Annotated in this window: 26 protein-coding genes, 1 pseudogene and 1 riboswitch; of the genes and pseudogenes, 18 read left to right on the forward strand and 9 right to left on the reverse strand. The window is 69.5% G+C overall.

All coding sequences use genetic code 11. The features are described from left to right. Positions 1–288 precede the first annotated feature (288 nt). The 3 genes from OHB00_RS39505 to OHB00_RS39515 form a co-directional block, all read right to left on the reverse strand. Positions 289–1,974: a ribonuclease J gene (locus OHB00_RS39505; protein ID WP_406442275.1), complete on the reverse strand. Its 1,686-nt coding sequence runs from the start codon at positions 1,972–1,974 to the stop codon at positions 289–291. A gap of 227 nt (positions 1,975–2,201) precedes the next feature. Continuing rightward, positions 2,202–2,396, reverse strand: a complete 195-nt coding sequence (locus OHB00_RS39510; RefSeq protein WP_406442276.1) for a hypothetical protein — start codon at positions 2,394–2,396, stop codon at positions 2,202–2,204. A 97-nt stretch (positions 2,397–2,493) separates the two neighbouring features. After that, positions 2,494–2,856, reverse strand: a complete 363-nt coding sequence (locus OHB00_RS39515; RefSeq protein WP_406442278.1) for an ArsR/SmtB family transcription factor — start codon at positions 2,854–2,856, stop codon at positions 2,494–2,496. 81 nt (positions 2,857–2,937) lie between these two features. Then, a riboswitch (cobalamin riboswitch) is annotated at positions 2,938–3,147 on the forward strand. Between the two features lie 27 nt (positions 3,148–3,174). Between OHB00_RS39515 and OHB00_RS39520 the strand changes: the two genes are divergently transcribed. After that, entirely contained in the window at positions 3,175–4,281 is a 1,107-nt protein-coding gene (locus tag OHB00_RS39520) for a HoxN/HupN/NixA family nickel/cobalt transporter (protein ID WP_406442279.1), read from the forward strand. On the opposite strand, the gene OHB00_RS39525 is transcribed toward OHB00_RS39520, so the two are convergent. Beyond that, the gene (locus OHB00_RS39525) at positions 4,173–4,595 is read right to left on the reverse strand and encodes a hypothetical protein (RefSeq protein WP_406442280.1); all 423 of its coding nucleotides are present in this window, start codon (positions 4,593–4,595) and stop codon (positions 4,173–4,175) included. The two genes, OHB00_RS39520 and OHB00_RS39525, sit on opposite strands and share 109 nt — an antisense overlap. 839 nt (positions 4,596–5,434) lie before the next feature. Here OHB00_RS39525 and OHB00_RS39530 point away from each other — a divergent pair. From OHB00_RS39530 to OHB00_RS39540, 3 genes are all read left to right on the forward strand, one after another. Next, on the forward strand, positions 5,435–6,346 hold the full coding sequence (locus OHB00_RS39530) for a M56 family metallopeptidase (RefSeq protein ID WP_406442282.1): 912 nt from the start codon (positions 5,435–5,437) through the stop codon (positions 6,344–6,346). A gap of 526 nt (positions 6,347–6,872) precedes the next feature. Beyond that, positions 6,873–7,256, forward strand: a complete 384-nt coding sequence (locus OHB00_RS39535) for a methyltransferase domain-containing protein (protein ID WP_406442284.1) — start codon at positions 6,873–6,875, stop codon at positions 7,254–7,256. A gap of 398 nt (positions 7,257–7,654) precedes the next feature. Next, positions 7,655–8,038: a hypothetical protein gene (locus OHB00_RS39540; RefSeq protein WP_406442285.1), complete on the forward strand. Its 384-nt coding sequence runs from the start codon at positions 7,655–7,657 to the stop codon at positions 8,036–8,038. A 26-nt stretch (positions 8,039–8,064) separates the two neighbouring features. Here the strand turns inward: OHB00_RS39540 and OHB00_RS39545 are convergent, their stop codons facing one another. The 3 genes from OHB00_RS39545 to OHB00_RS39555 all read right to left on the reverse strand — a co-directional run bounded on the left by OHB00_RS39545 (position 8,065) and on the right by OHB00_RS39555 (position 9,642). Beyond that, entirely contained in the window at positions 8,065–8,475 is a 411-nt protein-coding gene (locus tag OHB00_RS39545) for a cupredoxin domain-containing protein (protein WP_406442287.1), read from the reverse strand. A gap of 121 nt (positions 8,476–8,596) precedes the next feature. Then, complete coding sequence (locus tag OHB00_RS39550) at positions 8,597–9,265, reverse strand: HAD-IC family P-type ATPase (protein ID WP_406442289.1); 669 nt, start codon at positions 9,263–9,265, stop codon at positions 8,597–8,599. 86 nt (positions 9,266–9,351) lie between these two features. Then, positions 9,352–9,642: an SHOCT domain-containing protein gene (locus OHB00_RS39555; RefSeq protein WP_406446173.1), complete on the reverse strand. Its 291-nt coding sequence runs from the start codon at positions 9,640–9,642 to the stop codon at positions 9,352–9,354. Between the two features lie 455 nt (positions 9,643–10,097). Here OHB00_RS39555 and OHB00_RS39560 point away from each other — a divergent pair, with 455 nt between their 5' ends. From OHB00_RS39560 to OHB00_RS39570, 3 genes are all read left to right on the forward strand, one after another. Continuing rightward, entirely contained in the window at positions 10,098–10,562 is a 465-nt protein-coding gene (locus OHB00_RS39560) for a hypothetical protein (RefSeq protein WP_406442291.1), read from the forward strand. Between the two features lie 98 nt (positions 10,563–10,660). Continuing rightward, a complete protein-coding gene (locus OHB00_RS39565; RefSeq protein WP_406442293.1) occupies positions 10,661–11,791 on the forward strand; it encodes a PLP-dependent cysteine synthase family protein in 1,131 nt (376 codons plus the stop codon). After that, positions 11,788–13,068 carry an MDR family MFS transporter gene (locus OHB00_RS39570; RefSeq protein WP_406442295.1) on the forward strand — a complete coding sequence of 427 codons (1,281 nt, stop codon included), beginning with the start codon at positions 11,788–11,790 and terminating at the stop codon, positions 13,066–13,068. The genes OHB00_RS39565 and OHB00_RS39570 overlap by 4 nt, the downstream gene beginning before the upstream one ends. Before the next feature lie 193 nt (positions 13,069–13,261). On the opposite strand, the gene OHB00_RS39575 is transcribed toward OHB00_RS39570, so the two are convergent. Continuing rightward, positions 13,262–13,531, reverse strand: a complete 270-nt coding sequence (locus tag OHB00_RS39575; RefSeq protein ID WP_406442297.1) for a hypothetical protein — start codon at positions 13,529–13,531, stop codon at positions 13,262–13,264. Between OHB00_RS39575 and OHB00_RS39580 the strand changes: the two genes are divergently transcribed. The 3 genes from OHB00_RS39580 (at position 13,509) to OHB00_RS39590 (ending at position 16,192) form a co-directional block, all read left to right on the forward strand. Next, the gene (locus OHB00_RS39580; protein WP_406442299.1) at positions 13,509–13,850 is read left to right on the forward strand and encodes a hypothetical protein; all 342 of its coding nucleotides are present in this window, start codon (positions 13,509–13,511) and stop codon (positions 13,848–13,850) included. The two genes, OHB00_RS39575 and OHB00_RS39580, sit on opposite strands and share 23 nt — an antisense overlap. Before the next feature lie 129 nt (positions 13,851–13,979). Beyond that, the gene (locus tag OHB00_RS39585) at positions 13,980–14,429 is read left to right on the forward strand and encodes a hypothetical protein (RefSeq protein ID WP_406442301.1); all 450 of its coding nucleotides are present in this window, start codon (positions 13,980–13,982) and stop codon (positions 14,427–14,429) included. A gap of 116 nt (positions 14,430–14,545) precedes the next feature. Continuing rightward, on the forward strand, positions 14,546–16,192 hold the full coding sequence (locus OHB00_RS39590; RefSeq protein WP_406446174.1) for a multicopper oxidase family protein: 1,647 nt from the start codon (positions 14,546–14,548) through the stop codon (positions 16,190–16,192). Between the two features lie 435 nt (positions 16,193–16,627). On the opposite strand, the gene OHB00_RS39595 is transcribed toward OHB00_RS39590, so the two are convergent. Beyond that, positions 16,628–16,999, reverse strand: coding sequence for a BlaI/MecI/CopY family transcriptional regulator (locus OHB00_RS39595; RefSeq protein WP_406442303.1), 372 nt, complete (start codon positions 16,997–16,999; stop codon positions 16,628–16,630). An 818-nt stretch (positions 17,000–17,817) separates the two neighbouring features. On the opposite strand from OHB00_RS39595, the pseudogene OHB00_RS39600 reads away from it, so the two are divergent. The 8 genes and pseudogenes from OHB00_RS39600 to OHB00_RS39635 form a co-directional block, all read left to right on the forward strand. Next, positions 17,818–17,988 (forward strand): annotated as a pseudogene (locus OHB00_RS39600) (GNAT family N-acetyltransferase); the annotation flags it as partial. A gap of 519 nt (positions 17,989–18,507) precedes the next feature. Next, a complete protein-coding gene (locus OHB00_RS39605) occupies positions 18,508–18,711 on the forward strand; it encodes a cold-shock protein (RefSeq protein WP_014145516.1) in 204 nt (67 codons plus the stop codon). Between the two features lie 345 nt (positions 18,712–19,056). Beyond that, the gene (locus OHB00_RS39610; protein WP_406442305.1) at positions 19,057–20,550 is read left to right on the forward strand and encodes a DEAD/DEAH box helicase; all 1,494 of its coding nucleotides are present in this window, start codon (positions 19,057–19,059) and stop codon (positions 20,548–20,550) included. Between the two features lie 65 nt (positions 20,551–20,615). Further along, positions 20,616–20,960 carry a CBS domain-containing protein gene (locus OHB00_RS39615; RefSeq protein ID WP_406442307.1) on the forward strand — a complete coding sequence of 115 codons (345 nt, stop codon included), beginning with the start codon at positions 20,616–20,618 and terminating at the stop codon, positions 20,958–20,960. Between the two features lie 94 nt (positions 20,961–21,054). After that, positions 21,055–21,363: an SCO5918 family protein gene (locus tag OHB00_RS39620; protein WP_406442308.1), complete on the forward strand. Its 309-nt coding sequence runs from the start codon at positions 21,055–21,057 to the stop codon at positions 21,361–21,363. A 1,426-nt stretch (positions 21,364–22,789) separates the two neighbouring features. Next, positions 22,790–23,128, forward strand: coding sequence for a MerR family transcriptional regulator (locus tag OHB00_RS39625; RefSeq protein ID WP_189593232.1), 339 nt, complete (start codon positions 22,790–22,792; stop codon positions 23,126–23,128). A gap of 243 nt (positions 23,129–23,371) precedes the next feature. Next, the gene (locus tag OHB00_RS39630; protein WP_030052720.1) at positions 23,372–23,575 is read left to right on the forward strand and encodes a cold-shock protein; all 204 of its coding nucleotides are present in this window, start codon (positions 23,372–23,374) and stop codon (positions 23,573–23,575) included. An 818-nt stretch (positions 23,576–24,393) separates the two neighbouring features. Continuing rightward, positions 24,394–25,179 (forward strand): hemolysin III family protein, encoded by a 786-nt coding sequence (locus OHB00_RS39635; protein WP_406442310.1) that lies wholly within the window; start codon positions 24,394–24,396, stop codon positions 25,177–25,179. Positions 25,180–25,814 lie beyond the last annotated feature (635 nt).

The raw sequence follows: 25,814 nt of genomic DNA on the forward strand, positions 1-25,814 counted from the left end.
CATGGCCCTCGCCGTGGCCCTCGCGGGTGCGGGCGGGCTCCTGGTCACCGCGGCCCCTGCAGTTGCCGCCGGCCGCGCGCCACGAGCGCCCCCCGCACCACGCAGCAACTCGCCACCAGCCGCCGCGCCCTGGACGTCACCCTCTGCGAGGACACGTTGCACAGGCTGGACGAGATCCGGCCCGGCCACGGTGGCGAAGCCCCGGGGCGGGTGGTCGCTGATTCCCGTGTCCGACCTCGGCGTTGGCGGGGCCGCGGCCGGAACCGGGAGCCGTGCCCCCGGACCGGCTCAGGCGTCGATGATGACGGGGATGATGAGGGGCCGACGGCGGTGGGTGCGGAACGCCCAGTTCGCCACGGCGCGGGCGACGAGTTGTTCGAGTTGGCGCGCGTCCCCGACGCCTTCCTCGGCCGCGGTGGCCAAGGTCTTCTCGATGACGGGGATGACCGGCTCGAAGGTGGTGTCGTCGTGGACGAAACCCCGGGCGAGGAAGTCGGGGGCCTCGGCGAGGGCGCCGGTGTCCGCGTCGACGATCGCCACGACCGTGACCACGCCTTCGGCAGCGAGGGTGAGGCGGTCCTTGAGGGACGCTTCGGTGGCGCCGCCGACTTCCATGCCGTCCACGTAGACGTTGCCGGCGGGGACCTTGCCGGTGACGGATACGCGCCCGTCGACCAGGTCGACGACGACGCCGTCCTCGGCGATGACGACCCGGTCGGGGTCGACACCGGTACGGATGGCGAGGTCGGCGTTGGCCCGCAGGTGGCGCCATTCGCCGTGCACGGGCATGACGTTGCGGGGCTTGACGATGTTGTAGCAGTAGACGAGTTCGCCGGCGCTGGCATGCCCGGAGACGTGCACCTTGGCGTTGCCCTTGTGGACCACGTGGGCGCCCCACCGGGTGAGTCCGTTGATCACCCGGTAGATGGCGTTCTCGTTGCCGGGGATGAGGGAGCTGGCGAGCAGGACGGTGTCGCCCTTGCCGATGCGGATCACGTGGTCGCGGTTGGCCATCCGGGACAGCGCGGCCATCGGTTCGCCCTGGGAGCCGGTGCACACCAGAGTGACCTTGTGGTCCGGGAGCTTCTCCAGTTCCTTGGTGCTCACGACCAGACCGGAGGGGACCTTCAGATAGCCCAGGTCACGGGCGATGCCCATGTTGCGGACCATCGACCGGCCGACGAAGCCGACCTTGCGGCCGTGCTGGTGGGCGGCGTCCAGAACCTGCTGGATACGGTGCACGTGGCTGGCGAAGCTGGAGACGATGACCCGGCGCGGCGCGGTGCGCATCACCTGCTCGATCGCCGGGTTCAGCTCTCGCTCGGAGGTGGTGAAGCCGGGTACTTCGGCGTTGGTGGAGTCGGTGAGGAACAGGTCCACGCCCTCCTCGCCGAGGCGGGCGAAGGCGCGCAGATCGGTGATGCGGTCGTCGAGAGGAAACTGGTCCATCTTGAAGTCGCCGGTGTGCAGCACCATCCCGGCCCGGGTGCGGATCGCGACCGCGAGGCTGTCGGGGATGGAGTGGTTGACCGCCACGAACTCGCAGTCGAAGGGCCCGAAGCCGCGCCGGTCGCCCTCCCGCACCCGCACCGTGCGCGGCCGGATGCCGTGTTCCTTGAGCTTGGCCTCCAGGAACGCCAGTGTGAGCTTGGAGCCGACGACGGGAATGTCCCTCCGCTCGCGCAGCAGGTACGGCACGCCTCCGATGTGGTCCTCGTGGCCGTGGGTGAGTACCACGGCCACGATGTCGTCCAGCCGGTCCCTGATCGAGGTGAAGTCCGGCAGGATCACGTCCACACCGGGCTGGGTCTCCTCCGGGAACAGCACGCCGCAGTCGACGATGAGCAGCTTGCCCGCGTGCTCGAAGACGGTCATGTTGCGGCCGATCTCGCCCAGGCCGCCCAGGGCGATGACCCGCAGCCCTCCTTCGGAAAGGGGCGGCGCGGCGGTCAGCTCGGGATGCGGATGACTCATACCCCGACGGTACCCGGAGAGCGGGACAGGGTGACTCATTGCCTCCGTCCCCCGACGAGGGCTCGATGAGCGCGGCGCGGATACCTGGTCCTGCCACCACAGAAACACTCACCGGAGCGGGTGAGAATCAGCCGCCTGTCTGCGCGTCCGAAGCGGGACCGGGCCTGGCCGACCGCTGGATCATGGCGACCTTTCGAAAGCGACCCGGGCCCGATGACCGTCGGCCGTCAGCAGACAGGTGCCGGGCATGCCCGCCATGCGGGCCACAGGGATTCGTTTCGGTAGGTCGAGGCCAACTCGGCCGCGCGGCGGCGGCGCTCCGCGAGTTCGTCCTCCGACAGCTGCGGCGGCGGGGCGTCCTTGCCCGCGACGACATCACCGATGCGCATGAAGTACTCGTCCTGGCCGGCGGGGGTGCACATGCACAGCATGCGGGCCGGCGCACCCGAGGCGTTGCGGAAGTTGTGCGGCGCGTTGGCCGGGCTGTGTGACAGCTGACAGCACGCCGGAGCCCCGCGTTCAGCCGGTGCCGGCGGTGGTGCAGTGTTTCAGCAGGTCGACGGTGACGGGGTCGACAACCCGGTAGCGCACCACACGGCCCTCCTTCTCGCCCGCCACGACGCCGGCGGCGCGCAGCAGACGCAGGGCCTGGGAGACGGCTGGGTCGTTCATGCCGGTCGCCACGGCGAGGTCGGAGACGGCGAGTGGGCCGGTGTGGTGCAGGGCCAGCAGGAGGGCGAGGCGTCCGGGGTCGGCCAGCAGAGAGAACCGCTCGGCCCAGGTGCGGACGTGGCCGGGTTCGCCGATGGCGGCGATCGCGTCGCAGACCCGGTGGCCGTCGATGGTGCGGCGGCCGGAACGGTCGGCGGGGACGAGGTGCATGCGCGCCATCCTCCCAGGTGCACCGATGTGATCTTGCGTACCTGCGTAGCTGCGCAGGTATGCAGGGAGTATCGGGTCCCCGTACGGTGGGGGAGCCGTGGTGCTCGGGAAGACCGGTGAAAGTCCTTCGCGGATCGAGGGATTCAGGCCGGAGCGGCCCTCGCCACTGTGATCAGGGAGTTCCCGTCCCATGGGTTGTACGGTCACTGTCCGCCGACGGCGGACGGGAAGGCCGGGACGGGCACGCGGCACCTGTAAGCCAGGAGACCGGCCACGGCATCTCACGAAGTGATCCACGAGGTGCTGGAGCGTGACCTGATGGCCCTGCCCGAAAACGGGACCGAGACCGATTCTGTTTCCTTTCGCTGGCGGCGCGAGGACACCGTCAGGACGGCGGGGCTGATGGCGGTGATCGCCGCCCTGCATGTCGTCGCCTTCGGGGTGCTGTTCCTGCTCGTCGTCCCTGGGCACTACGAGATCGGCTCCAAGGCGTTCGGAATCGGGCTCGGCGTCACCGCCTACACGCTCGGTATGCGGCACGCCTTCGACGCCGACCACATCGCCGCGATCGACAACACCACCCGCAAGCTGATGGCCGACGGCAAACGGCCGGTGTCGGTGGGCTTCTGGTTCGCGCTCGGCCACTCCAGCGTGGTGGTCGTGATGGCGGCACTGGTGGCGGGCGGCGCCGCCATCGCCGGCACGCTGATGAACGACGGCTCAAGCACCCACCGGACGCTGGGCGTCATCAGTACGACCGTCTCCGGCTCCTTCCTCTACGTCATCGCCGCGCTCAACCTGGTGGCTCTCGTGGGCATCCTGAAGGTGTTCCGGGCCATGCGGGCAGGCAGGTTCGACGAGAAGGAGCTCGAACGGCACCTGGACTCCCGCGGGTTCATGAACCGGATCCTCGGCCGCCTCACCAGGTCCATCACCCGGCCCGGCCAGATGTACCCGATCGGTTTCCTGTTCGGCCTGGGCTTCGACACGGCGACCGAGGTCACCTTGATGGTGATGGCGGGGTCGGGCGCGGCGGCGGGCCTGCCCTGGTACGCGGTCGTCTGTCTCCCCCTCCTCTTCGCCGCGGGCATGAGCCTGTTCGACACGCTGGACGGAACCTTCATGAACTTCGCCTACCAGTGGGCCTTCTCGAACCCGGTCCGCAAGGTGTTCTACAACCTCACCATCACCGGGCTGTCCATCGCCGTCGCCTTTCTGATCGGCACCATCGAACTGGTCGGCGTGCTGCACGAGAAGCTCGACCTGCGCGACGCCGTGACCGACTGGATCGCCGGACTGGACCTGGGCAACGTCGGCTATGTGATCGCCGGGCTGTTCGTCGTGGTGTGGGCCGCCGCGGTGGCGTACTGGAAGCTGGCCAAGGTGGAACAGCGGTGGGCGGCCCGGCTGGGAGAGGGCAGCTGACACTTCAGGACCGGCTGCGGGCCGGGAAGCCCCGGCGCTTCCCGGCCCGCCGTCTCGTGTGTGTCCCGAGCGGTGGCGGACGTACCGATGCCCGCGACGACCTTCAGGTGCAGACGCGGTTTCACCGCGTCGGTGCCGACGATCGCGGCCTGCGCCTTCGTCGCCGCGTCCTGCCGCTTGCCCGGGTCGGACTCCGTCCCGGCGGCGACCAGCCCGTCCGCGTTCTTGTCGCACAGGAAGGCCGGGTTGTAGGAGCCGTCGCGGGTGAAGTCGCCGGCGAGGACCGTGACCGGGTCGCCGGTGTCGAGCATCATGCTGCCGGAGCACCTGGGCGGTCTCCGGCAGCTCTGGCCGGTCGCCGTAGGCGGCGATGGTGACGCTCCTGCCCTCGGGGCTGGTGGCCTCCGCCCGGCCGGCCGGCTCGGTCCGCTTGCCGGCGGCCCAGGTCAGGGCGGGACCGAACGTCCGTTGTCTCAAGCGCTACCTGGCCCGGGAGGTCTTCCACCCGGTCGGACAGCTGCAGTCGGCCCCCCCCGCTCACAGGGGCTGTCGTGACACCTGAAAGCGCGACGAGGCCCTGCCGGTCCGGTCGGCGGGGCTCCGTCGTGCGCGGCTGGTCAGGATGGGTGGGAGCGTGTGCAAGGGCTCCGTCATACCCCGGCTCGCCGCTTTCTCCCGACCTGACCGCCGGAACCCTCCTCGGCGATCTGATCGGCGACTACGAACTTGCCGTCGGCGGCCACTGACCCCGCTGCGGCTGCTCGCCTGCGACTCACGTGAGGCGAGCAGCCGCCCTGTCCGCCGCCCATCGCGGAAGGCGTTGCGTACGTCGTTGAGCGGTCGGCGGTCGCGGAGTCTGCACGCGCTCGCGTACGGCGCCTGCGTGCGGCCGGCGCCTGCGCGGTGCCGAGGGCGCCGCAGCCCGGGTGCGAAGGAAGCCGCCGTGCGTCGGTTGGGTGACCTGGAGGGGACCGGGCCTGGGGCTGCACGCACACCTGTACCCGTCAGCAGGCGCAGCGGTGCTCATGCAGGACGCCCTCGTGGACGAGCCGGACCCGGCGGGCGCGCCGGCCGGTTTCGTGGAACAGATGAGTACGGAGGAAGTGGACGCGATACGCTCGGCGCTCCGAGCGGTGAAGAGGCGGAGTAGCGCATGATCACAGCCGCGGGGCTGGCCGGATACGCGGTCCTGGTGGGTGCCGTGGTGCCGCCCCTGCTGGCCAGGGCCCCGTGGGCGCACCGGGCGCCGGCTGCCGCGGTCCTGGCATGGCAGGGCCTCATGGTCACGTTCGTTGTCGCCACCGCCCTCTCGGTGTACCACGTAGTGACGGCCGAACAGCATGTGCACGACGGAATGATCGGGCTGCTCACTGCATGTGGACTGCCCGCGGACGCCTCGTCGGCGGGCGACGCGCCCCTCACCTTCGACGCCGCCCTGGCGATCGCGGCACCCGTCGTGGTCGTCCTGCTGCCGGCCGGGTGGCTGGTCCGGTGCGCCTGGCGGGCGCGACGTGCCAGCAACCGCCAGCTGGACATGCTCACTCTTGTCGGCGAACCCGCGCCCGAGTACGGCGCCACGATCGTCGACCACGGCATTCCCGCCGTGTACTGTCTGGCCGGACGCCGCGCCCGCGTGGTCGTCACCAGCGGCGCGCTGGACATCCTCACCGAGGAGCAGCTGCGCGCGGTACTGGACCACGAGCGCGCCCACATCGCGGGCAGGCATCACCTGTTGAAGATCCTGGTGGACGCGTTCTCGCGTGCGTTCCGCGGTCTGCCGCTCGCCCGGCACGCCAAGGAGCAGACGAGCCTGCTGCTGGAGATGATCGCGGACGACCGCGCCCTGCGGCATCACTCCAGGGACGCGCTGGCGACGGCGATGTGCGAGGTCGCGGCGGGACGAGCGCCGGCGGCGGCTCTGGGTGCGGGTGGATCGGGGGTCCTCATCCGGCTGCGGCGCGTCCTTGTACCGCAGCCCCGGCCGCACCGCGTGGCATGGCTGGGCATCGTTGTGGCCACTGTCGCAGCTCCGCTGCTGCCCCTGACGGTGGCGTGCGTGCCCTGACTCCTACAGGACCCGCACCGTCCCCAACAGGTCGCGTACTCGCGCAGGATCGGGCGCGTCTGCGGCACATCAGTCAGTTCTGCCGGGGCTGTGAGACGCGACGGGTGCGACCGGACCGGGCGACCGTGATGAGGATCGCCGCGGCCAGGCCGTACAGGCCCAGGGTGGCGGCGGTCCGGGCCGGGCGTGCCCCTCCACCCTGGGGTGGAGATTGATTGTCCGCCCCAGGATTGATCCTTCCTCGGGGCCTGCCTGCTGAAATGAATACGTGATTGCCGCGTTGCCTCGCATCTGTCCCAGCCCCCACGGCAAGCCGCTCCCGCCAGCGGGAACCGCTGAGGTCTTCCGTGTTTTCGCCCGCGATCTGGCTGCCGGTCGCCGCTCCTGGGACATCGAGACAGCCCGCTTCGTAGCAACCCAGTTCGACCAGCTAGCCGCGGAATGGGACACCGGCCGAGCCACCGGCCGAGATGACCCTCTGCGCGACGCTCTGGAACGCGGCGGTCCCTTCCCTGACGGCCCGTGCTTGGAGATCGGGTCGGGAACCGGCCTGTTCACCCCGCTGCTGCGCGGAGTCTTCCCACGCGTGATCAGCGTGGATCTCTCCGAGCAGATGCTCCACCAGGCCGCCGGACGCTCGCTGATGCGCGTGCGCGCCGATGCCGGCGGCCTTCCGCTGGCGGACGCCCGGGTCGCGGCTGTGGCAGCCATCGACATGCTGCTGTTTCCCGCCGAGACCGCCCGCGTGCTGGCCCCCGACGGTGTGGTGCTGTGGATCAACCAGCTCGGTGAGGACGGGCCGCTGTACTTGCCCGCCGCAGAGGTCGCTGCGGCTCTGCCCGGTGACTGGTCGGCCATCGAGGCCAGTGCCGGCTGGGGCAGTTGGGTGGTACTGCGCCGCGGTCACTGAACCATGCCAGGAGCAGTGAGAGCGCGGCGGTCGCCGGCGACCTCGTGAACCGGTGGCGCCCCTCGTCATGGCTGCGCCGGAGACAGCGGCTCCTCGCAGAGCGGGGTTTCGGAGGATCCCGGCCGCTCCCTCCCGGCGGGCCTGCGGCCACATCGGGCGGGCGAGTGCCCGAGTGTGCGGTGCGCTCCAAGTGGCCCACCCGACGCCGGTGCGCGGCGAGTCGTCCCCGTAGGTGCTGAACACCGCGGGTGCTCCGCTCGCCACCGCGGCCGTCGGCCGGCCCATGTGGGGTATGGGGAAGTCGTCGTGGCACTACTGTGCTAAGGAGATTCGTCATGACGGTTGGCCGGGGAATGATCTACTCAGGGTGCCGGCCCCCGCCTGTCAGGAGCCTCGACGTGTGCCTGATCAAGAAGGTCCTCAACAAGAAGATCCTCGTCCCACTGGCCGTCGCCGTGGCCGGGACGCTGGCGGTGCCTGCCTCCTGGGACCTTGTGACCGTTCCTTTTTTGGTCCTGCTGGTCTGTCCGCTCACCGTGTTGGTGATGATGCGTGACCGGCGCGCGGGCGCGGGCGCGTCCGTCACCGATGCCGGAGGGTCTGAACCCGGGCCGACCATGCTCACCGACGAAGCGATCGAGGCGCGGATCCGCGCTCTGCAGGCGGAGCTGCGCCACCTGAAGGCCACCCAGGCCCGCCGGGCAGAGGAGGCCGCCACGACACACGGCAGCCGGAACCCCGGCGGCCCGGACCAGCCCGGCCCGCCCACGCGGTCTTCCTGATCAGGAAATTGTGCGGGCCCGGTGCCTCAGCGCACGATCAGCGTCCCTTTCATATTGGCGTGGTAGGTGCACACGAAGGGGTAACTGCCGCTCTTCGCCGGGGCGGTGAACGTTCCCGTCCTGCCGGGGGCGACTCTGCCGGTGTCGAAGACCTTGCCCTGCGTGGCGGTCACGGTGTGTGCGGTGGAGTCGTCGTTGACCACAGTGACCTTCTGGCCCGCCTTCACGGTCAGGGTGGTCGGCGTGAAGGCGAAGTTCTTCATCGTGATCTGCGGGGCCCCGGCCGTGGTCGCGGACGAGGCGGGGCTGGGGGCCGTGGCAGTGGACGTCGCTGTGGAGTTGCCGTTCCCACTGGAGCAGGCGGTCGCCAGCAGCAGGGCGGCGGCTGCCGCCGACACCAGGGAAGCGGTGCGCCGGCGGTGAGGTGTGGACGACATGGGAGCAGTTCCTTTGCGGTGGATCAGGCTGCGCGCCGGACGGGGTCTGCGCTGTCGAGGGCGGCGGGTTCCCGAGGGACCGGCGTGGGGGAGGGGGCCGCGCTGGGCAGCCGGAGTCCCTTCAGGGACAGTGCGTTGACGGCGACGATGAAGCTGGAACCGGACATGGACGGCGCGGCGATCTCGGGGCGGAGCACCAGGCCGAAGGCCGGTTCGAAGACACCTGCGGCGATGGGCAGGCGAGAGCGTTGTAGCCGATGGCCCAGCCCGGGTTCTGGCGCATCTTGCGCAGGGTGCCGCGGCCGATGCGCAGGGCGGTGGGCACATCCAGGGGATCGGAGCGCATGAGGACCAGGTCGGCGGTCTCGACGGCGACGTCGGTACCCGCACCGATGGCGATGCCGAGGTCGGCCTGGGCGAGAGCGGGGGCGTCATTGACGCCGTCGCCGACCATCGCCACCTTGCGGCCGGTGGCCTGGAGCTCGGCGACCTTGGCCGTTCTGTCGCCGGGGAGGACTTCGGCGATGACGGTGTCGATGCCGAGCTGTTCGGCGATGCGGCCGGCGGTGGCCTGGTTGTCGCCGGTGAGCATGACCACCTCGACGCCCAGGGCGTGCAGCTCCTTTACAGCCGTGGCGGAGGTTTCGCGGGGCGCGTCGGCGATGCCGATCAGACCGGCCGCGTGCCCGTCGATCGCGGCGTGGGCGACCGCAGCGACCGCCCCCGATACGATCCGGCCGGGCCTTCGCCGACGGGCCGGATTCCTACGCAGACGGTCGACCTCGCTCATGGCGCTCTCCTGCGCTCACTGAGGAATGACAGATCCGTGGGGGCCCCGCAGGGGTCCGCAGTTGGAGCGGGAGGTGCCCGCCGGCTTCAGTGCTTGGCCAGGTCGGCACTCGGGGAGTGCAGCACCCGCCGACGACGCTGGTACTCCTCTTCGTCGATCTCGCCACGCGCGAACCGCTCGGCGAGCAGTTGCTCGGCGGAAGGCGGCGTCGGCTGCGTACAGGAGGTGGCGTCGTGCGAGCCGCCCGGCGCGGGCCGGTTCAAGGCGCGGAAGAGCAGCACCAGGACCGTGATGATCAGGCCCCAGAACACGATCATGCCCAGGGACATGCCGAACCATCCCCACCCGCTCATGTCACGGCCGTACCAGAACATCATGGCAATCACTTCCAGGATCGAAGAGGCGAACGCGGGCTGCAACTGCCTCCGTGAGGGGCGGTATACGACCACCCTGCCCCCACTAAGGGATTTAGTGCATGGGCCGGGCGGCCCTGTGCGGGGACAGGTGGGCCCCTCCTGGGTGTTGGCAGGTGTCTCAGCTGTCGCCCTCGCCGCGCCGGGGGTCAGGTGGCCTCGCACTTCACCCGCCTCGATCCCGTGTGTCAGTTGGCCCCGGTCAGCCTGGCCGGAGGCGTGGTGAGCGGTCCGGGGGCGTCCCGCACCGTGTCGGCGCTTGCGTAGACGAGGGCTCCCGGAACACCTCGCGCACGGCGATCACCGCCTCGTCCGGGACGATGGCCGGACACATGTACCCGCGCTTTGGTCTCCGAGCCACTTCGCCCATACGTGGACGAAAGCTGCCGGATCGTGACGGTACGCTTACTATCTGTCGCATGCCGCAGGAATCTGCCGGCTGCGCGAGGGTGCGCAAGCCGGCCCTCGCCCTCCTCGTGGGTCTGGTGCTGATGCTCCTGGCCCACGCCGTCGCGTGCGCAGCGGACCTGGATGACGGCCACCCGCACGCCACGACCGTGGCCGCGCCGGCGGTGCACCAGGAGGCCGGAGCGAACAGCCCGCGCTCCGTGTGGGCGGTAGCGGACTGTGCCTTGGACCACGGGGCGGACGAACGTGGTGGGCACTGCATCCTGCGCTGCGACCCGGCTGACCGGCCCGCCGGCCCGCGTGTGCCCGCAGGGACCCTGGTACTGGCGTTCACGCTGATCGCGCTGCTTTCCCTGCGACACCGCATGGTCGATGCCGTGCCGTCGGGCGGCCCGCCAGGGGGACGGGACCCGGCGGCCGTGCCGACTCCCGGCGGCCCCCATCTGCTGAACCTGGTCTGCGTCAGCCGTACGTGACCGTGCCGCCCGGCGTGCACCGCCGGGCCCTCCGGCACACCCACCCGTACGGCAGACACGCGGCCCCAGCGCGAGCGGGGCCGCGAGAGGACCCCCACATGACCACTGCGCTGCGCGACGTCACGTCGCACGACATCACTTCGTTCCTCGCGGGACACGGACTTCCGGAACCGGCCGGGGCGCCGCGACGCTCACCGGCCGGCATGGTCGGCAACACCCCCGTCCTGTGGATCGGGGAACCCTTCAACCCGGCGGGCCGCGGCTTCTGGGCGAAACTGGAGGGCGCCAACCCCGGCGGCATCAAGGACCGCCCGGCACTCCACATGGTGGCCGCGGCCCGCAAACGGGGTGACCTCCGGCCAGGGGCGCCGATCATCGAGTCCACCAGCGGCACCCTCGGCCTCGGCCTGGCCCTGGCCGGGATCACGAACGGCCACCCGGTCACCCTCGTCACCGATCCCGGCATGGAGCCGCTGATGGTGCACCAGCTGCGCGCGCTCGGAGCGCACGTCGACGTGGTCACCGAGCCACGTCCCGTGGGCGGCTGGCAGGAGGCACGCCGCGAGCGCGTGCGCGAACTGCTCGCCCGTATCCCATCGGCCTGGTGCCCCGACCAGTACAACAACCCCGACAACGTTGCCGCCTACGCCCCGCTGGCCCTGGAACTCATCGTGCAACTCGGACGGATCGACGTCCTGGTCGCGGCGGTCGGCACCGGCGGCCACTCGGCGGGCATCGCCCGCACCCTGCGCGGCTTCACCCCGGAACTCAAGCTCGTCGGTGTCGACTCGGTGAACTCCACCGTCTTCGGCCAGCCGGCCGGCCCCCGCCTCATGCGCGGCCTGGGCAGCAGCATCCATCCCGGCAACGTCGATCACGCGGCCTTCGACGAGGTTCACTGGGTGGCCCCGGGGGAGGCGGTGTGGACCTGCCGCCAACTGGCCCGCGGCCACTACGCCAGCGGCGGCTGGAGCGTGGGCGCCGTCGCACTCGTCGCGAACTGGCTGGCCCGGACCGAACCGGAGCGGACCCGGATCGCGGCGATCTTCCCCGACGGCGTGCACCGCTACTGGAACACCGTCTACAGCGACCAGTTCTGCCGTGCTCATGACCTCCTGCGCAGTTTCCCCGCCGCTGAGCCGGACGAGATCGCGCACCCGGGTGAGCGCACGGTGGAGCGTTGGACCCGCTGCACCACCGTCACCGTGCCGCAGGGGGCAGTGCGATGAAGGCCCTTGCCGTGCAGTTCCGTTCGTTCAACGGATGCAGTCGTCTGCTGATGATCCAGCAGTTCACCATCAATACCGCCTTCTACATGCTCATGCCCTACCTCGCCGTCCACCTCGCTGACGGCCTGGGCCTGGCTGCCTGGGTGGTCGGTCTGGTCCTCGGGGTGCGCAACTTCGCGCAGCAGGGCATGTTCCTCGTCGGCGGCACGCTCGCCGACCGGCTCGGCTACAAGCCCGTGATCGTGACAGGGCTTGTGCTGCGAACCGCCGGCTTCGGCCTGCTCGGCTTCGTCAGCTCACTGCCGGCTCTGGTCGTGGCATCGGCGGCGACCGGGTTCGCGGGCGCGCTGTTCAATCCGGCCGTCCGTGCGTATCTGGCACAGGAGGCGGGGGAGCGGCGTGTGGAGGCGTTCGCCGCCTTCAACGTCTTCTACCAGGCCGGGATGTTCGTGGGCCCGCTGGCCGGACTCGCCCTTTTGGCGGCAGACTTCCGGCTGGTCTGTTCCGTGGCCGCCCTGCTGTTCCTCGCCCTGACGGTGATTCAGCTGCGCATGCTGCCCGCCCGCACGGGCACATCGCGGCCCGAACCCGGCAGCGTGCTGGCCGACTGGCGCACGGTCGTCGCCAACCGCCCGTTCCTTCTCTTCGCCCTGGCCATGATCGGCTCGTATGTCTTGTCCTTCCAGGTCTACCTGGCACTGCCGTTGCAGGCGCACCGCGTCGCCCCGGACCGGGGCGACGCGGTGACCACAGCCCTGTTCGCGGTCTCGGCCGCGGTCGCCGTGGTCGGCCAGCTGAAGATCACCGCATGGGCACGGGCGCGCTGGTCGTCCCAGCGCGCCATCGTGTACGGCATTGCGCTCATGGGTACGGCCTTCCTCCCCCCGCTCATCGATACGGGCACGGGGATCCGGACCTCCGGCCCGGCGGCCTGGGCCGTGGCGCTGGCACCACTGTTCGCGGCGGTGGTCCTGCTGGGGCTGGGGACCGCGATGGTCTACCCGTTCGAGATGGACACCGTCGTCTCCCTGGCCGGCGGACGCCTCGTCGCCACCCACTACGGGCTGTACAACACCGTGGCCGGCCTGGGCATCACGCTGGGCAACCTGACCACCGGCGCTGTCTGGGACACCGCCGACCGACTGGGGCGCCCGGAACTGACCTGGTGGGTGCTGGCGGCGACGGGCGCGTTCTGCGCCGGCTGCGTCGCACTGCTGGCGCGCTCGGGCCGGTTGGCCGCGAGCCCCGAACCGAAGCTCACGGCAGTGGCGTCGTGACCGTGCCGACGCGCCGGGGCCACCTCCTGCCCGGACATCGGCTGCCGCATCGACGACGCCGTTGCCCCCCTGGCGTCGGCGCCCCATCTCACCGACGCCGGACGAGGACCTCGCCGCACGCTCCGGGTAAAGGTCTCGTCATGTGCGCCTCCTGTGCCTGAACGGTCCACTGTCCACGAACGTACTAAGGGCATCAGTAGATAATCCGTGTGACAACAAGGGAGAACTCCGTGTTCCGGCACCGCATTGCCCTCGTCATGGCCTCGGGCGTCGCCTCGGCGTTGCTGCTCACCGCGTGTGGGTCGTCCAGCGACAACTCCGCGAACACCGGCGCGGCCGCACCGGCGGCCTCCGCATCCGCCGAGACCGCGGCGCCCGCCGACGGTGGCACGTCCACCTCAAGCAGCGGCGCGGGCCATATGGTCAGCACGAACATGCTGATGTCCAAGACGATGTCCGGCATGGGGGCGGTGGTCACCGACGCCAAGGGCTTCACGCTCTACCGCTACGGCAAGGACCAGGTGAACATGTCGATGTGCACCGGCAGCTGTGCAGAGACCTGGATGCCGGTCATGGCTGACGGCGCCCCTCAGGGGATGGGCGTTCAGGCCAAGGTCGGTGTCCTCACCCGTGACGACGGCATGAAGCAGATCACCCTCGCGGGCTGGCCGCTGTACCGATACATGGGCGACACCAAGGCCGGTGAGATGAACGGCCAGGGCAAGGACGGCGCGTGGTTCGCCGTCACACCGGCGGGCAAGAAGATGGCCGCCTCCGGGTGACGGGTGCCGCGTGCCCCGCGGCGGCCGGTCATCGGTCGACGGTGTGTGCGCAGCCCGATTAGTAGAACGAGATACCCCCAGTGGGTATAGTGGGCGGGTCGGGTCAGACAAGACAGGGTGCGGAATGCGATGACGACAGCCACGGACCGGCGGGCCGGCGCCCGAGGCAGCGCGGTGCGCTGCGCGCGGGCCGTGGTCGTCGCGCTGCTCGCCGCACTCGCCGTCCTCGTCCATCACGACGCGATGTCCGCGGTCATGCCCGGCCACTCCATGAGCGCGATGGCCGGCATGGACCACACCTCCGCCGCCATGACCCCGACGGCCGTCTCGGCCGCGCACGGTACGGTCCTCAAGGCCGCGAACACGGCGATGGGCGATGACGGCGGCGCCTGCTCGGGTCCCGGCTTGCAGCACTGCTCGGCCGGGGACGTAGGCACGGCGAAACTCCTGCCGCTGCCTGCCGCTGTCACCTTCGTCCGTTCGGACGCCTTCCGTGGCATGCCTGCCCGGCGCGATCCGACCGGGACGTCACACCGTGCGCCACCCGATCTCTCCGTCCTCTCCCGGCTGCTGATCTAGGCCGGATCCCGCGAGCCGCCGCCGTGTCCCCCTGGTACGCGAGCGGTGCTGCCCGCGCGCGATCCGGCCGACGGCACATCGAGTAGAGGACTCTCCACGTGAACCACATGAACCACATGAACAGCGTCAACCGTCGCTCCGTCCTGCTGGCCGGGCTCGGCGTCGCGGGCGCGGGCGTGCTCGCCGCGTGCAGCAGCGGCTCCGGCAGCTCCACCGCGTCCCTGGTCAGCCCCAATGACGCGGCGGTCGCCGCCGTCGAGAAGAAGCGCAAGAGCACCGGCAGGACGCAGCAGGTGACCCTGACCGCCGCGCGCGCCATGCTCGACCTCGGCGGCGGGGTCATGGCCAACAGCTGGGCCTTCAGCGGACGGACCCCGGGCAAGGAACTGCGCCTGTCCGTGGGCGACACGCTCGCCGCCGAGCTGTCCAACCAGTTGCCGGACCGGACCACCACCTCCATCCACTGGCACGGCATAGCCCTGCGCGCGAACATGGACGGCGTACCCCCGGCCACCCAGGCCGCCGTGCGCGCCGGCAGCAACTTCACCTACCGTTTCGTCGCCGACGCCCCTGGCACCTACTTCTTCCACCCGCACGTCGGCGTCCAGCTCGACCGGGGTCTCTACGCCCCGCTGATCGTGGAAGACCCCAAGGAACCGCTCCAGTACGACGACGAGTGGGTCGTCGTCCTCGACGACTGGGTCGACGGAGTCACCGGCACCCCCGACGAGGTCTTCGCCGAGCTCAAGCAGGGCATGGGCGGCATGGACATGGGGGGCGTGGACATGAGCGGCGGCTCCAGCGCCAGCCCCAGCAGCTCGTCCTCCGACAGCATGGGCGACATGGGCGGGATGGACATGAGCGGCGGGAGCACCGACGGCATGAGTGCTTCGCCGTCCGCGTCCTCCTCCGGCGGCATGTCGATGAAGTTCATGCTCATGGGTGCCGAGAGCAAGCTGCTCGGCGGCGACGCCGGCGACGTCAGGTACGCGTACCACCTGGTCAACGGCCGCGTCCCGGCCGACCCCGACATCTACACCAGCAAGCCCGGCAAGCGCATCCGGCTGCGCATCATCAATGCCGCCGGCGACACCGCTTACCGGGTGGCGCTGGGAGGTCACAAGATGACGATCACCCACACCGACGGCTTCCCGGTCGAGCCGACATCTGTCGACGCTCTGCTGGTCGGTATGGGGGAGCGCTACGACGTCACCGTCACCCTCGACGACGGTGTCTTCCCCCTGGTCGCCCTCGCCGAGGGCAAGAACGCCAACGCCATGGCAGTGGTGCGTACCGGATCCGGCAGTACGCCGAAGCCCACCGTCCGCCCCTCGCAGCTGGACGGCATGATCATGTCCGCCTCCCAGCTCAAGGCGGCGGACGACGTCCGCCTCGACTCGAAGAAGACCGACCGGGTGCACCGCATCGAACTGACCGGCGGCATGGGCAAGTACAACTGGGGCATCAACGGCAAGCGGTTCGACATGAACAACCCGACCGCCAACCCCGTCCTGGTCAAGCAGGGCGAGCGGGTCCGCCTGGACTTCGTCAACAAGACCACCATGTGGCATCCGATGCACCTGCACGGCCACACCTACCAGCTCGGCAGCGACGGCCCGCGCAAGGACACCGCCATCGTGCTGCCGAAGAAGACGGTGTCCGTGTTCTTCGACGCCGACAACCCGGGGCAGTGGATGCTGCACTGCCACAACGCCTACCACGGCGAGGCGGGGATGATGGCGCTGGTGGCCTACCAGGCCTGACGAACGTCCGGACCGACTCCTCGGTCGTCTGCGCGCGGCGCGTCGGTGTCACGCGTCGCGCTGTGGGCGACCGATGGCGGCTTGAAGTTCATTGAGGCGGGCGAGCCCCTTTGCAGCAAGGCGCAGCAGTTCGAGTCCCGCACGTGGATCAGTGCCGCCCCGCTTGGCGGTCGATTTCCTACCTGCCCGTCAGCCGGCCTGCGCCTCCCCAACATCCGGCCTGCGCCCGTCGACGCCAGCAGCGAGCGGGGAGCCGCGGTCGACGTACTGCCACGGGAAGTTGTCGGTGATCTGTCCGAACTCGGGCTCGCTGGGCGGCTGGAGCGGCGAACTCCGCAGGATGGTGAGTCGAGGGTCTTCGCTGTGCGGGGCGAACAGGAGTCGCGTCTCCCACGCGCCTCCGGTCTTCGCGACCCTGTCCTCCAGCAGCGCCGGTCACGTGTCCGCGCGCTTTCCCGCGTTCCGAAGGGCCTTGCGCAACGCGGAGATCTCGGCGGACGACATCTGGTCCACGAAGTGGGTCAGCGCCACGGGGCGATCCTCGCTGGTACTCAGGGCGTCCTCCATGAGGGCGGCCGCGTACTCCTCCCGGGTGCGGACCGGTTCGTACAGCCAGGCGCGGCCGTCCTTCTGCTCGCGCACCAGCCAGCCCTTGCTGTGGAGGATGTTGGCCACGGTCATCACGGTGGTGTAGGCGACGGGCCGGGTACGGTTGATGTCGTCGACGACCTCGCGCACGGTCGCCGGGCGCCTCCACCTCCAAAGACGGTCCATGATCTCCGCCTCCAGATCCCCCAGCCGTCGCATGCCCAGCGTCTCCTTCCGCACCGCGGTAATAGGAGTCATCGTAAAGGCTGCGGTACGGCCGGTGTGGTGGCCCGAGTACGGCGCACCCACATGGCCATCGCGAGCAGTGCTCAAGTCCTGTGGATCAGCTCCGGAAGGAACGCGCAGGACGTACCTTCCCGAAGGATCCCGTGATGGCCGTCGAGTAGACCGACGTTGCATCGTCGGTCGGCAAGATGCGCTCGTGCTCACCGTTGTCAACGCCGACGGCTCGACTCGAAGGACGGCTCCCTGTCGGACGAGATCGTCCGCGAGGGCGCGAGGCGAATGCCGGCCGCCGCCGTGGAGGCCGAAGCCAACGCCTACGTCGCCGAGTTGGTCCACGAGCGTGGCGACAACGGGCGGCGTCTGGCTGTCTGACCTGCGAAACAGGAAGATCCAGGAAGGGGCCTGAGTGGATCGGAGGATCCTCAAAGGGCTATCAGTCCGTCAAGGCCCACGTGCATGGGGTCGTCACGCCGCCCGCCGACACCTGGTCGGCGGTGACCGGAACGTGGCATCCAAGGGCAGACTCGGTACGAAGCTGAGGGGCGCCGCCGTCCCCGAACCTGCTGCGCGTGACCGGGAACCACGAACGCCGGATCAGGAGCGGTCGTGGGCCTTGTGCGCCGCGGCGAGCGCCACGAGGTGCGCCGTGCGGCCCGGTGTGGCGTCGGTCTTCTCGGGGCGTATGCGACGGCCCACCGCTGCAGCCGGTCTGCGCGGCTCTCGTGACGCTCGTTTGACGCTCCGAGGCCCTCGCGGCGACTCAGAACAGCCAAGAAGGGCCATCTGACCAGTTCGTCGCCGACGAAGTGCAAGGCCGGGGTATTGGACGGCTGCTCGTGGCGCACATGCAGTCCGAGGCCCGTGCCGCCGGGATCGACCGCCTCAAGGTCGTGTCGCATCTTCCCGCCGCGGACTTCTACCACGCCGTCCCGCACTTCGGGTTTCGCATTCCTTCGGAATGACGGGCAGCTGGACGCCGCGCGCTCCGTGTGCGCCAGCGTCTCCGCCCTGGCGACGGATCACACCGGCTGCCTCTTGCCAGTGCAGCCGTCAGCGCAAGTGGCCCGTACCAGGAGCGAGGCGAGGGTGCCGCTGGACGGTTTCCGAAGGCTGTTGCGGACAGCCGCGTACGTCGTCACCCCCTGGCGGCCGGGGTTGCACTTCTTGAGACCGCTCTTCCTGGAACGTAGCACTCCGAGTGGATCAATATGTGTGCTCGCGAAGTGAGGCTTTGACGGACCACGTAGTGAGAGTTTTTCCCGCACTGGGCAGAGCGGAATTGCGTTACGTGCACGGGCCGTTTCAGTGTGCTACTGTCGATCTCAGTTGCAGTTGTGGTTCCCGAAACTTCAGGTGCCTCACCCGGTTCTGTCGGTTGGGAGCGCTTCTGTATTTCCGGTCATTTCCGGCGGGGTAATCATCGCGGCGACGCGGCGTCCGCGCAGTGCGGACTCCGATGTGCTGCCCCAAGGAGATATGACATGGCTGCTGGTACCGTGAAGTGGTTCAACGCGGAAAAGGGCTTCGGCTTCATCGAGCAGGACGGTGGCGGCGCTGACGTGTTCGCCCACTACTCGAACATTGCCGCGCAGGGCTTCCGTGAGCTGCTCGAAGGCCAGAAGGTCACCTTCGACATCGCGCAGGGCCAGAAGGGCCCGACGGCCGAGAACATCGTTCTCGCCTGACGCTCACGCACAATCTGCAGCTGGGGCCCGCATCCTTCGGGGTGCGGGCCCCAGCTGTACGCTTCTCCCGCGTCGGTTTTTTCCCGCGGGACTACGTGGAGGAATCCGCAGTCTCAACACGCGCGACTCCTCCTTCCGGCATGCAGACGCATCCTGAAGAGCTGCACCGCAGTCGACGCCCGGATCTCAAGGTCCCCATTGCGTCTTCCCTTTCTGCGCCTGTGCCCCGGAGAATTCCGTCGGCCAGATCTGCTTTCTTTTGTCATCGGTCCATACTTGTAATTCTCCATGCCGCTCATCGCAGCGGGAATTCCTTGATATGTGCCACATCGAGGAAGGTTCCGCATGAACCGCACACCCACGAACGACCGCTACGCCCGCGCCCGTAAGGGCAGTGCCGACGCCGGAAAGGGTGGCAGCCGCTTCGCGACGCAGGCACCGCACCGCTCCGGCGGGCCTGCCCGTCCTGGCGGTTCCGGCCGCCGGCCCGCCGCCGTGCGCGGTGAGTTCGCGCTCCCCAGGACGATCACCCCCGCGCTGCCCGCCGTCGAGGCGTTCGCCGATCTCGGCATGCCCGAGCAGCTCCTGGCCGAACTCGGCAAGCAGGGTATGACCACACCGTTCCCGATCCAGGGAGCGACGCTGCCGAACTCCCTGGCGGGCCGTGACGTCCTGGGCCGCGGGCGCACCGGTTCCGGCAAGACCCTCGCCTTCGGCCTCGCCCTGCTCGCCCGTACCGCTGGACGGCGTGCTGAGCCCCGCCGGCCGCTGGGGCTGATCCTCGTACCGACGCGTGAGTTGGCGCAGCAGGTGACCGACGCGCTCACGCCGTACGCCCGTTCCGTCAGGCTGCGGCTGGCCACGGTGGTGGGCGGGATGTCGATCGGCCGGCAGGCCGGCGCGCTGCGCGGCGGGGCCGAGGTCGTCGTCGCGACGCCCGGACGGCTCAAGGACCTCATCGACCGCGGCGACTGCAGGCTGAACCACGTGGATGTCACGGTGCTGGACGAGGCCGACCAGATGGCCGACATGGGTTTCATGCCGCAGGTCACCGCACTGCTCGACCAGGTGCGTCCGGAGGGGCAGCGGATGCTGTTCTCCGCCACCTTGGACCGTAATGTCGACCTGCTGGTGCGCCGCTATCTGACCGACCCCGTCGTGCATTCGGTCGACCCGTCGGCCGGTGCGGTCACGACGATGGAGCACCACGTCCTGCACGTCCATGGCGCGGACAAGCACGCAGCCACGACCGAGATCGCCGCCCGCGACGGCCGCGTGATCATGTTCCTGGACACCAAGCACGCCGTCGACCGGCTGACCCAGGATCTGCTCAACAGCGGGGTACGGGCCGCGGCGCTGCACGGCGGCAAGTCGCAGCCGCAGCGCACCCGCACGCTGGCGCAGTTCAAGACGGGGCACGTCACCGTGCTGGTGGCGACCAATGTCGCGGCGCGCGGCATCCACGTCGACAACCTCGACCTGGTCGTCAACGTCGATCCGCCGACCGATCACAAGGACTACCTCCACCGCGGAGGCCGGACCGCCCGCGCCGGCGAGTCCGGCAGTGTCGTCACGCTCGTCACACCGAGCCAGCGCCGAGGCATGGTCCGCCTCATGTCGGACGCCGGAATCCGGCCGCAGACCACCCAGATCCGTTCGGGAGACGAGGCCCTGAGCCGGATCACCGGAGCCCAGGCCCCGTCCGGCATCCCGGTCGTCATCACCGTACCGGTGGTCGAACGCCCCAAGCGCAGCGCTTCCTCCCGAGGCCGACGCCGCCCTTCCTCGGCGACCCGGCGCGCCCCCGTACGCCGGCCCGTCCTCGACACGGTGGCCTAGCCGCGAACTTCGTGATCAGGAAGTCGACCCATCTCGGCAGGAGGCACATTTTGACGCTGATTCAGATGCAGCCCCGCACGGCGGACGCCAACCCCGTGCACAGGACGGCGGTGGAGGTGATGGACGCGGCCGGGCCGCAGGTCTGCGACGACATGAGCGTCGAGGTGGCGCTGGCCGTCATGGCCGCCGCACGCACGGGCCGACTGGTCGTCTGCGACCAGGACGACCAGCCCATCGGCGTGGTGACCCGAACCGACCTCACCACCGTCCGCGACCGCGGCGCTCGCACGGACCGCGTCCGCCTGCGCGACATCCGTGGCTTCCACGGATCGTTCACCCCACCTATGACCACGATGGCGAAGCCGAGCACGCGATGCGCTCCCGTCGGCCCGGCGCTCTGCGAGTCGTAGCCGACCAAGGCAGCGCCCCGGGCATCGCCGCCCTCTCCCGCCGAAACTCCGCGCCCCTGGTCGGACCATTCTTCCCTTCTCCCTGTGAGGCCACATGCGCTGCGTCATCGCCCGCTTCCCCTTCGAGCTCACCAAGGGCGGAGTGCTGGAATCGATGAAGGGCATCAAGCCCGAACCGGTCACCGGAGAATCGGTGATCATCGGCCGCCGCCACTACCCCGTCAAACAAGTCGGCCAAGTCATCACCCGCCAGGACCGCCGCGACTTCAGCGCCGCCGAAGTCCTGCGGGCCATGACTCAGCTCGGCTTCACCTGCCGCGCCCTCCCCAACGCCGAGCCCCGGGGCATCCCCGGCTCGCTGCAGCACGCCTCCGCGATGCTCGGCGCCCCCGTGACGGTCTGACCGGGTCAACAGGCACGAGCCGACATCTGACCAGCAGTGTGGGCCCGACCGGTACGCCGGTCGGGCCCACACTGCGTGCAGCGGGTTCCCGGCGCAGTCGCTCAGCGGCCGGAGAGGAAGGCCCGTGCCGTGTCCCGCGCGTCGGCAACGGCCGTTGCGGACCGGACGGCGGCGGCGCCGGCAATGACCGTGATCATCAGAATCCCTGGTCTCTGGATCGTCCATGCCCTGTCCGTGCCTATCCCACCCCTGTGCTCCGCCCTCCACCCGCCAACCCCGCAGAGCCGCAGTGCTTGCCTGAAGGGGACTGCGGACCACCAGTCGACGCATGACGGCACCTGCTGCCGTGAGCCCGTGTCCCGGCAGCCCACCGTCTGCTCGAGACGGGAGCCGTACCGGTTCGAGCCGCGGCCCACCCGCGGCGATGCCACCGCCCGGGCGAGCGCGTCCACGACCTGCGCGATTATCCCGGGATCGTCGAGGATGGCGCAGACCCTCTTGCGGTGCCCGTAAACGGCCGACCTGCGGGGCGTAGCGGTTGGAAGCGTCCGTGCCGGTCGGTGGTGTTCTTCGCAGGACGCACTGTTGGCCGGTGCCCGCCGACGGCAGCCGCGGCGCAGTCGGCGACGTCACGCTCAGCCCGACGTGCTGCGCGGCGGTGGGTCCCTGTGAGCGCCGGACTGGGCCGCGGAGCTGCTTGAGCCACCCATTGACCGGTCGAGGTGGATTACCTCGTCTTCGACCATGGGGAAATCTGTGCCAGCCGGAGTAGACATTGGGTGGCAGTGTGGTTATGGTTTCTCTCGTAGTCGAGATCGAACGAGCCCGGCAGAGATGAACTGCCGGGCAGCAGTACGGCAGTTGCAGTTCGCAGGACGGTGCGGTGGTGGAGTTCCGAAGCCAGAGCGGTTGCAGGACGGCGACGGGACTGACGACCGGACCGGGTGGCCCGCAGTGATCAGGGGCTGCCATGAGTGGAACCATCACTGAAAGGTCGCAGTACCCAGCAGCGAAGTCAGTGAGCAGTACCTCGGTGAAGGCGTCGGCTGCGGGCGCGCGCACCGGGAGGTTCGGCGGTCGGGGCCCAAGCCAGAGCAGACGCAGGACGGGCGACGGCCGGCTGCCGAAGAGTGGTGCTGTACGAGGCCGCAGTGAGTAGTTGATCAAGAGGGAAGAACGGAGGAGCCGAGCGCCATCAGGATCGCCCGGGCGGAAGTCCAGGACCCGGGTACCGCAGGACATCGATAGTGAGGTGGTCTCCGGTCAAGCAACCGCGATCCCCGCGGTCCCGGCAGCGTTTCGGTCGGGTCTGCGGAAACAGAGGGCCGGTGCAGTATCAGGGCCGGTGGATGGTGTAGTAGTTCCTCCGGGGCCCTGGTGCCAGTACGGCGCCAGGGCCCCTCGACGCGTTCCACAGAGAGGTGTAATGACAGCAGACGACACGTTCGGCCGTCTCGACGACGACGATTACCCCGCCTACACCATGGGTCGGGCCGCCGAGATGCTCGGCACCACACAGGGCTTCCTCCGCGCCATCGGCGAAGCCCGCCTCATCACCCCACTCCGCTCCGCAGGCGGCCACCGCCGCTACTCCCGCTACCAACTGCGCATCGCCGCCCGCGCCCGGGAACTCGTCGACCACGGGACCCCCATCGAGGCCGCCTGCCGGATCGTCATCCTCGAAGATCAGCTTGAGGAAGCCCAGCGCATCAACGCCGAATATCGCCGCGCCGCCGAATCAGCGAACCCAACAGCAGCAGCATGAGATGAGCGTGCCCGTCCGCGTCGGCGGGCATCGCACGCACGGTCTCGGTGTGCAGCGTGATCATTCCTATGGTGACGCGGTGTGTGGGCGTGTAGCCTCTAGGTCAGCTGTCGTGGTTCGGAATTCCCTCTTGCCCACGCCTCTGGTGTGGGCGTTTTGCTGTGCTGTGCCGCAGGGACCAGGGCGATCACCTCCGTCTGCCACGGGGAGTGGGAGACGTTCATCGACTGGAAGGCATAAGACATGGCAACAGGAACAGTGAAGTGGTTCAACGCGGAGAAGGGCTTCGGCTTCATCGCCCAGGACGGCGGCGGCCCGGATGTCTTCGCGCACTACTCCGCGATCAACTCCACAGGCTTTCGTGAGCTCCAGGAGGGCCAGGCCGTGACGTTCGACGTCACCCAGGGCCAGAAGGGCCCGCAGGCCGAGAACATCAACCTGGCCTGACCTCGCAGACCTGGACGAAGGCGACTGCTGTCGTGCCAGGCGTGCACAGGATCAGGGGCCGCGCAGCCGTTGCTGCGCGGCCCTGCTGTTGCGGCGCGTGGACCGGTGGGACCTGGGACCGGAACACCTCACCTCAGTCGCTTCAGGCGGCGGGCTCGGGGGTCGCATGCCCTGCGCGGCTGTTCGTGCAGCTTGGAGAGGTGGCCGGTCAGGCGTCCGTCCAGGCGTCGACGAAGGCTTGCCGTCCAGCACCTGTGTCCTGAGGTCGGGTAAATGGTCGGACTCGGCGAGGGCTTGACCGATCACCTCCCCGGCCGCGACGCGCTGGGGCGGCGTCATCTCATCGACGGCCGAGAGGATCTGCCGGGCCAGGGCGGTCCCCTCTCCTGCCAGAGAACGCAGCACCAGAGCCTTGACGTTGACGGGCAGCAGGTAAGCGGTGCCCGAAGACCTCCACAGCTCCGACCAGAAGCGTTCTCCTGCTGCGATGCCGGCGACGCCCTCCAGGCTTGCCAGGGCAGCGGATACGAGGGGGCGGAATCAGGAAGCATCGGCGATCCTTGCGCGTAGGCGAGCGGAGATGCCCGTTCGTAAGCCCTGATCGTTCTCACGACCGGCCGATCTACTCGGCTTGGACAAGCCCGATCGGCGGCAGCGTCCACGGGGCTGGAGTTCACACGGCGGCGAGCCGACCCATGCCCGGCGATGTGGCTCTGGGGCGCTGGACTGACCTCACATGATGCTGTCGGACTGAGATCTTTTAGCATTACCGCACTGCTGCAAGTGACGCCCAGTTGCCCGAGGGAGGACGAGAAGCTGTGTCCCGCGACGCCGCCAAAGGTGAATCCGGTCACGTCGGCCCAGGGCGTGGAGAACGCCGCGAAGACGGGCTGCCCGGCGGATCACAAGGCGACCATGCGGGGGAGGGGGCTCACCCGGTTGCTGCTCTGGTGGAGCGGGTGGCCGACCTGGCCGAACCGATCAAGCCGAGGTTGCGTGGCTGGCTCCATGCCGGAATGGTCCCCGCCGCACTGATCGCGGGCGTCGTACTCATCTGCCTGGCCCGTACTCCGCAGGCGGTCCTGGCCTGCGCCGTGTACTCGGTGACCGCCTGCCTGCTGTTCGCGACGAGCGCCATCTATCACCGCGGCACCTGGGGAGCGCTCGGCGAGGCTCTCCTGCGACGCCTCGACCACGCCAACATCTTCCTGATCATCGCGGGCACCTGCACCCCCCTGGCCGTGCTCCTCCTCCCGCCGGACCAGCGGTCCGTGCTGCTGTGGATCGTCTGGACGGGAGCGTTGGCGGGCATCGCGTTCCGGGTCCTGTGGGTGGGAGCTCCGCGCTGGCTGTACACCCCGTGCTATCTGGCGCTGGGGTGGGCGCCGGTGAGCTATCTGCCCGACTTCCTGCGCACCGGCGGAGCAGCCGTAGTCGTCCTGATCGTGGTCGGCGGTCTCCTGTACAGCGCGGGCGCGGTCGTCTACGCCCTGCAGCGGCCCGACCCCTCACCCCGCTGGTTCGGCTATCACGAGGTTTTCCATGCCCTGACCGTGGCAGCGTTCACCGCGCACTACGCCGCCATCTCCCTCGCCACCTACTGACCGCGACAGGCTCGGGCTCGCGCCGCTCGTCACACACGTTGCCGCGTGCTGCTCGGCGACGGTCGGGCCGTCGCCGAGGCATCCCCCTGTTCGTACGCCGCCCGCCGTCCGGTCCGCAAGCCGGCTGCTCTCCGTCGTCCACCACCGGTTCGGGCCTTGGCGACGGCGGCGATGCGCGGCTGATGGTTGGCGCCATCCGACGGAGAGCGCCCGTCCTCTTCATCGGAGTACGCCCCCGGACGCCGGTGATGCTCCGGTCGACGGTCTCGGCGACGGCCTCGGGGAGCACTGTGCCGGGGCGCGATGTGCGGCAGGCGGTCTTCGGCGCCGCCCCCCGGCCTGGACGCCCTTCGGGTCGGCGATGTCACCAAAGGCAGCGCTCTTCCGAGTGCGCATACGGTTAGAGGTGCATGCATCAGCCCAGAAGGAAATCTCTTGTGGTCAGAGTAGAAATTTGCTCATTGTAGGGTTACTGTTTGTCGTACACAGGAAGTCGCAGTGGGCGCGGCAGACATGAACTGCGTGCGAGCAGGTCAAGAAGGACACGACCCCCGAGAGGTCGTGAGCAGTACCGCAGGCCCCGGATTGGAAGGTGGTCCCCGGTCACGCATGCGCGCTCCCGCAGCCCCGCCCTC

The sequence above is a fragment of the Streptomyces sp. NBC_00631 genome (assembly GCF_045206895.1).
Lineage (GTDB): Bacteria > Actinomycetota > Actinomycetes > Streptomycetales > Streptomycetaceae > Streptomyces.

Excerpts from the sequence above, each read along its gene's own strand:
- OHB00_RS39630 (WP_030052720.1), top strand. The coding sequence starts at position 23,372 with ATGGCAACAGGAACAGTGAAGTGGTTCAACGCGGAGAAGGGCTTCGGC.
- OHB00_RS39525 (WP_406442280.1), bottom strand. The coding sequence starts at position 4,595 with ATGATGCTCGACACCGGCGACCCGGTCACGGTCCTCGCCGGCGACTTC.
- OHB00_RS39610 (WP_406442305.1), top strand. The coding sequence starts at position 19,057 with ATGAACCGCACACCCACGAACGACCGCTACGCCCGCGCCCGTAAGGGC.
- OHB00_RS39520 (WP_406442279.1), top strand. The coding sequence starts at position 3,175 with ATGGCCCTGCCCGAAAACGGGACCGAGACCGATTCTGTTTCCTTTCGC.
- OHB00_RS39605 (WP_014145516.1), top strand. The coding sequence starts at position 18,508 with ATGGCTGCTGGTACCGTGAAGTGGTTCAACGCGGAAAAGGGCTTCGGC.
- OHB00_RS39510 (WP_406442276.1), bottom strand. The coding sequence starts at position 2,396 with ATGTGCACCCCCGCCGGCCAGGACGAGTACTTCATGCGCATCGGTGAT.
- OHB00_RS39575 (WP_406442297.1), bottom strand. The coding sequence starts at position 13,531 with ATGCCGGACATCGTCTTGGACATCAGCATGTTCGTGCTGACCATATGG.
- OHB00_RS39585 (WP_406442301.1), top strand. The coding sequence starts at position 13,980 with ATGACGACAGCCACGGACCGGCGGGCCGGCGCCCGAGGCAGCGCGGTG.
- OHB00_RS39545 (WP_406442287.1), bottom strand. The coding sequence starts at position 8,475 with ATGTCGTCCACACCTCACCGCCGGCGCACCGCTTCCCTGGTGTCGGCG.
- OHB00_RS39515 (WP_406442278.1), bottom strand. The coding sequence starts at position 2,856 with ATGCACCTCGTCCCCGCCGACCGTTCCGGCCGCCGCACCATCGACGGC.
- OHB00_RS39550 (WP_406442289.1), bottom strand. The coding sequence starts at position 9,265 with ATGAGCGAGGTCGACCGTCTGCGTAGGAATCCGGCCCGTCGGCGAAGG.
- OHB00_RS39560 (WP_406442291.1), top strand. The coding sequence starts at position 10,098 with ATGCCGCAGGAATCTGCCGGCTGCGCGAGGGTGCGCAAGCCGGCCCTC.
- OHB00_RS39570 (WP_406442295.1), top strand. The coding sequence starts at position 11,788 with ATGAAGGCCCTTGCCGTGCAGTTCCGTTCGTTCAACGGATGCAGTCGT.
- OHB00_RS39555 (WP_406446173.1), bottom strand. The coding sequence starts at position 9,642 with ATGATGTTCTGGTACGGCCGTGACATGAGCGGGTGGGGATGGTTCGGC.
- OHB00_RS39620 (WP_406442308.1), top strand. The coding sequence starts at position 21,055 with ATGCGCTGCGTCATCGCCCGCTTCCCCTTCGAGCTCACCAAGGGCGGA.
- OHB00_RS39505 (WP_406442275.1), bottom strand. The coding sequence starts at position 1,974 with ATGAGTCATCCGCATCCCGAGCTGACCGCCGCGCCGCCCCTTTCCGAA.
- OHB00_RS39565 (WP_406442293.1), top strand. The coding sequence starts at position 10,661 with ATGACCACTGCGCTGCGCGACGTCACGTCGCACGACATCACTTCGTTC.
- OHB00_RS39580 (WP_406442299.1), top strand. The coding sequence starts at position 13,509 with ATGTCCAAGACGATGTCCGGCATGGGGGCGGTGGTCACCGACGCCAAG.
- OHB00_RS39530 (WP_406442282.1), top strand. The coding sequence starts at position 5,435 with ATGATCACAGCCGCGGGGCTGGCCGGATACGCGGTCCTGGTGGGTGCC.
- OHB00_RS39595 (WP_406442303.1), bottom strand. The coding sequence starts at position 16,999 with ATGCGACGGCTGGGGGATCTGGAGGCGGAGATCATGGACCGTCTTTGG.
- OHB00_RS39615 (WP_406442307.1), top strand. The coding sequence starts at position 20,616 with ATGCAGCCCCGCACGGCGGACGCCAACCCCGTGCACAGGACGGCGGTG.
- OHB00_RS39625 (WP_189593232.1), top strand. The coding sequence starts at position 22,790 with ATGACAGCAGACGACACGTTCGGCCGTCTCGACGACGACGATTACCCC.
- OHB00_RS39590 (WP_406446174.1), top strand. The coding sequence starts at position 14,546 with ATGAACAGCGTCAACCGTCGCTCCGTCCTGCTGGCCGGGCTCGGCGTC.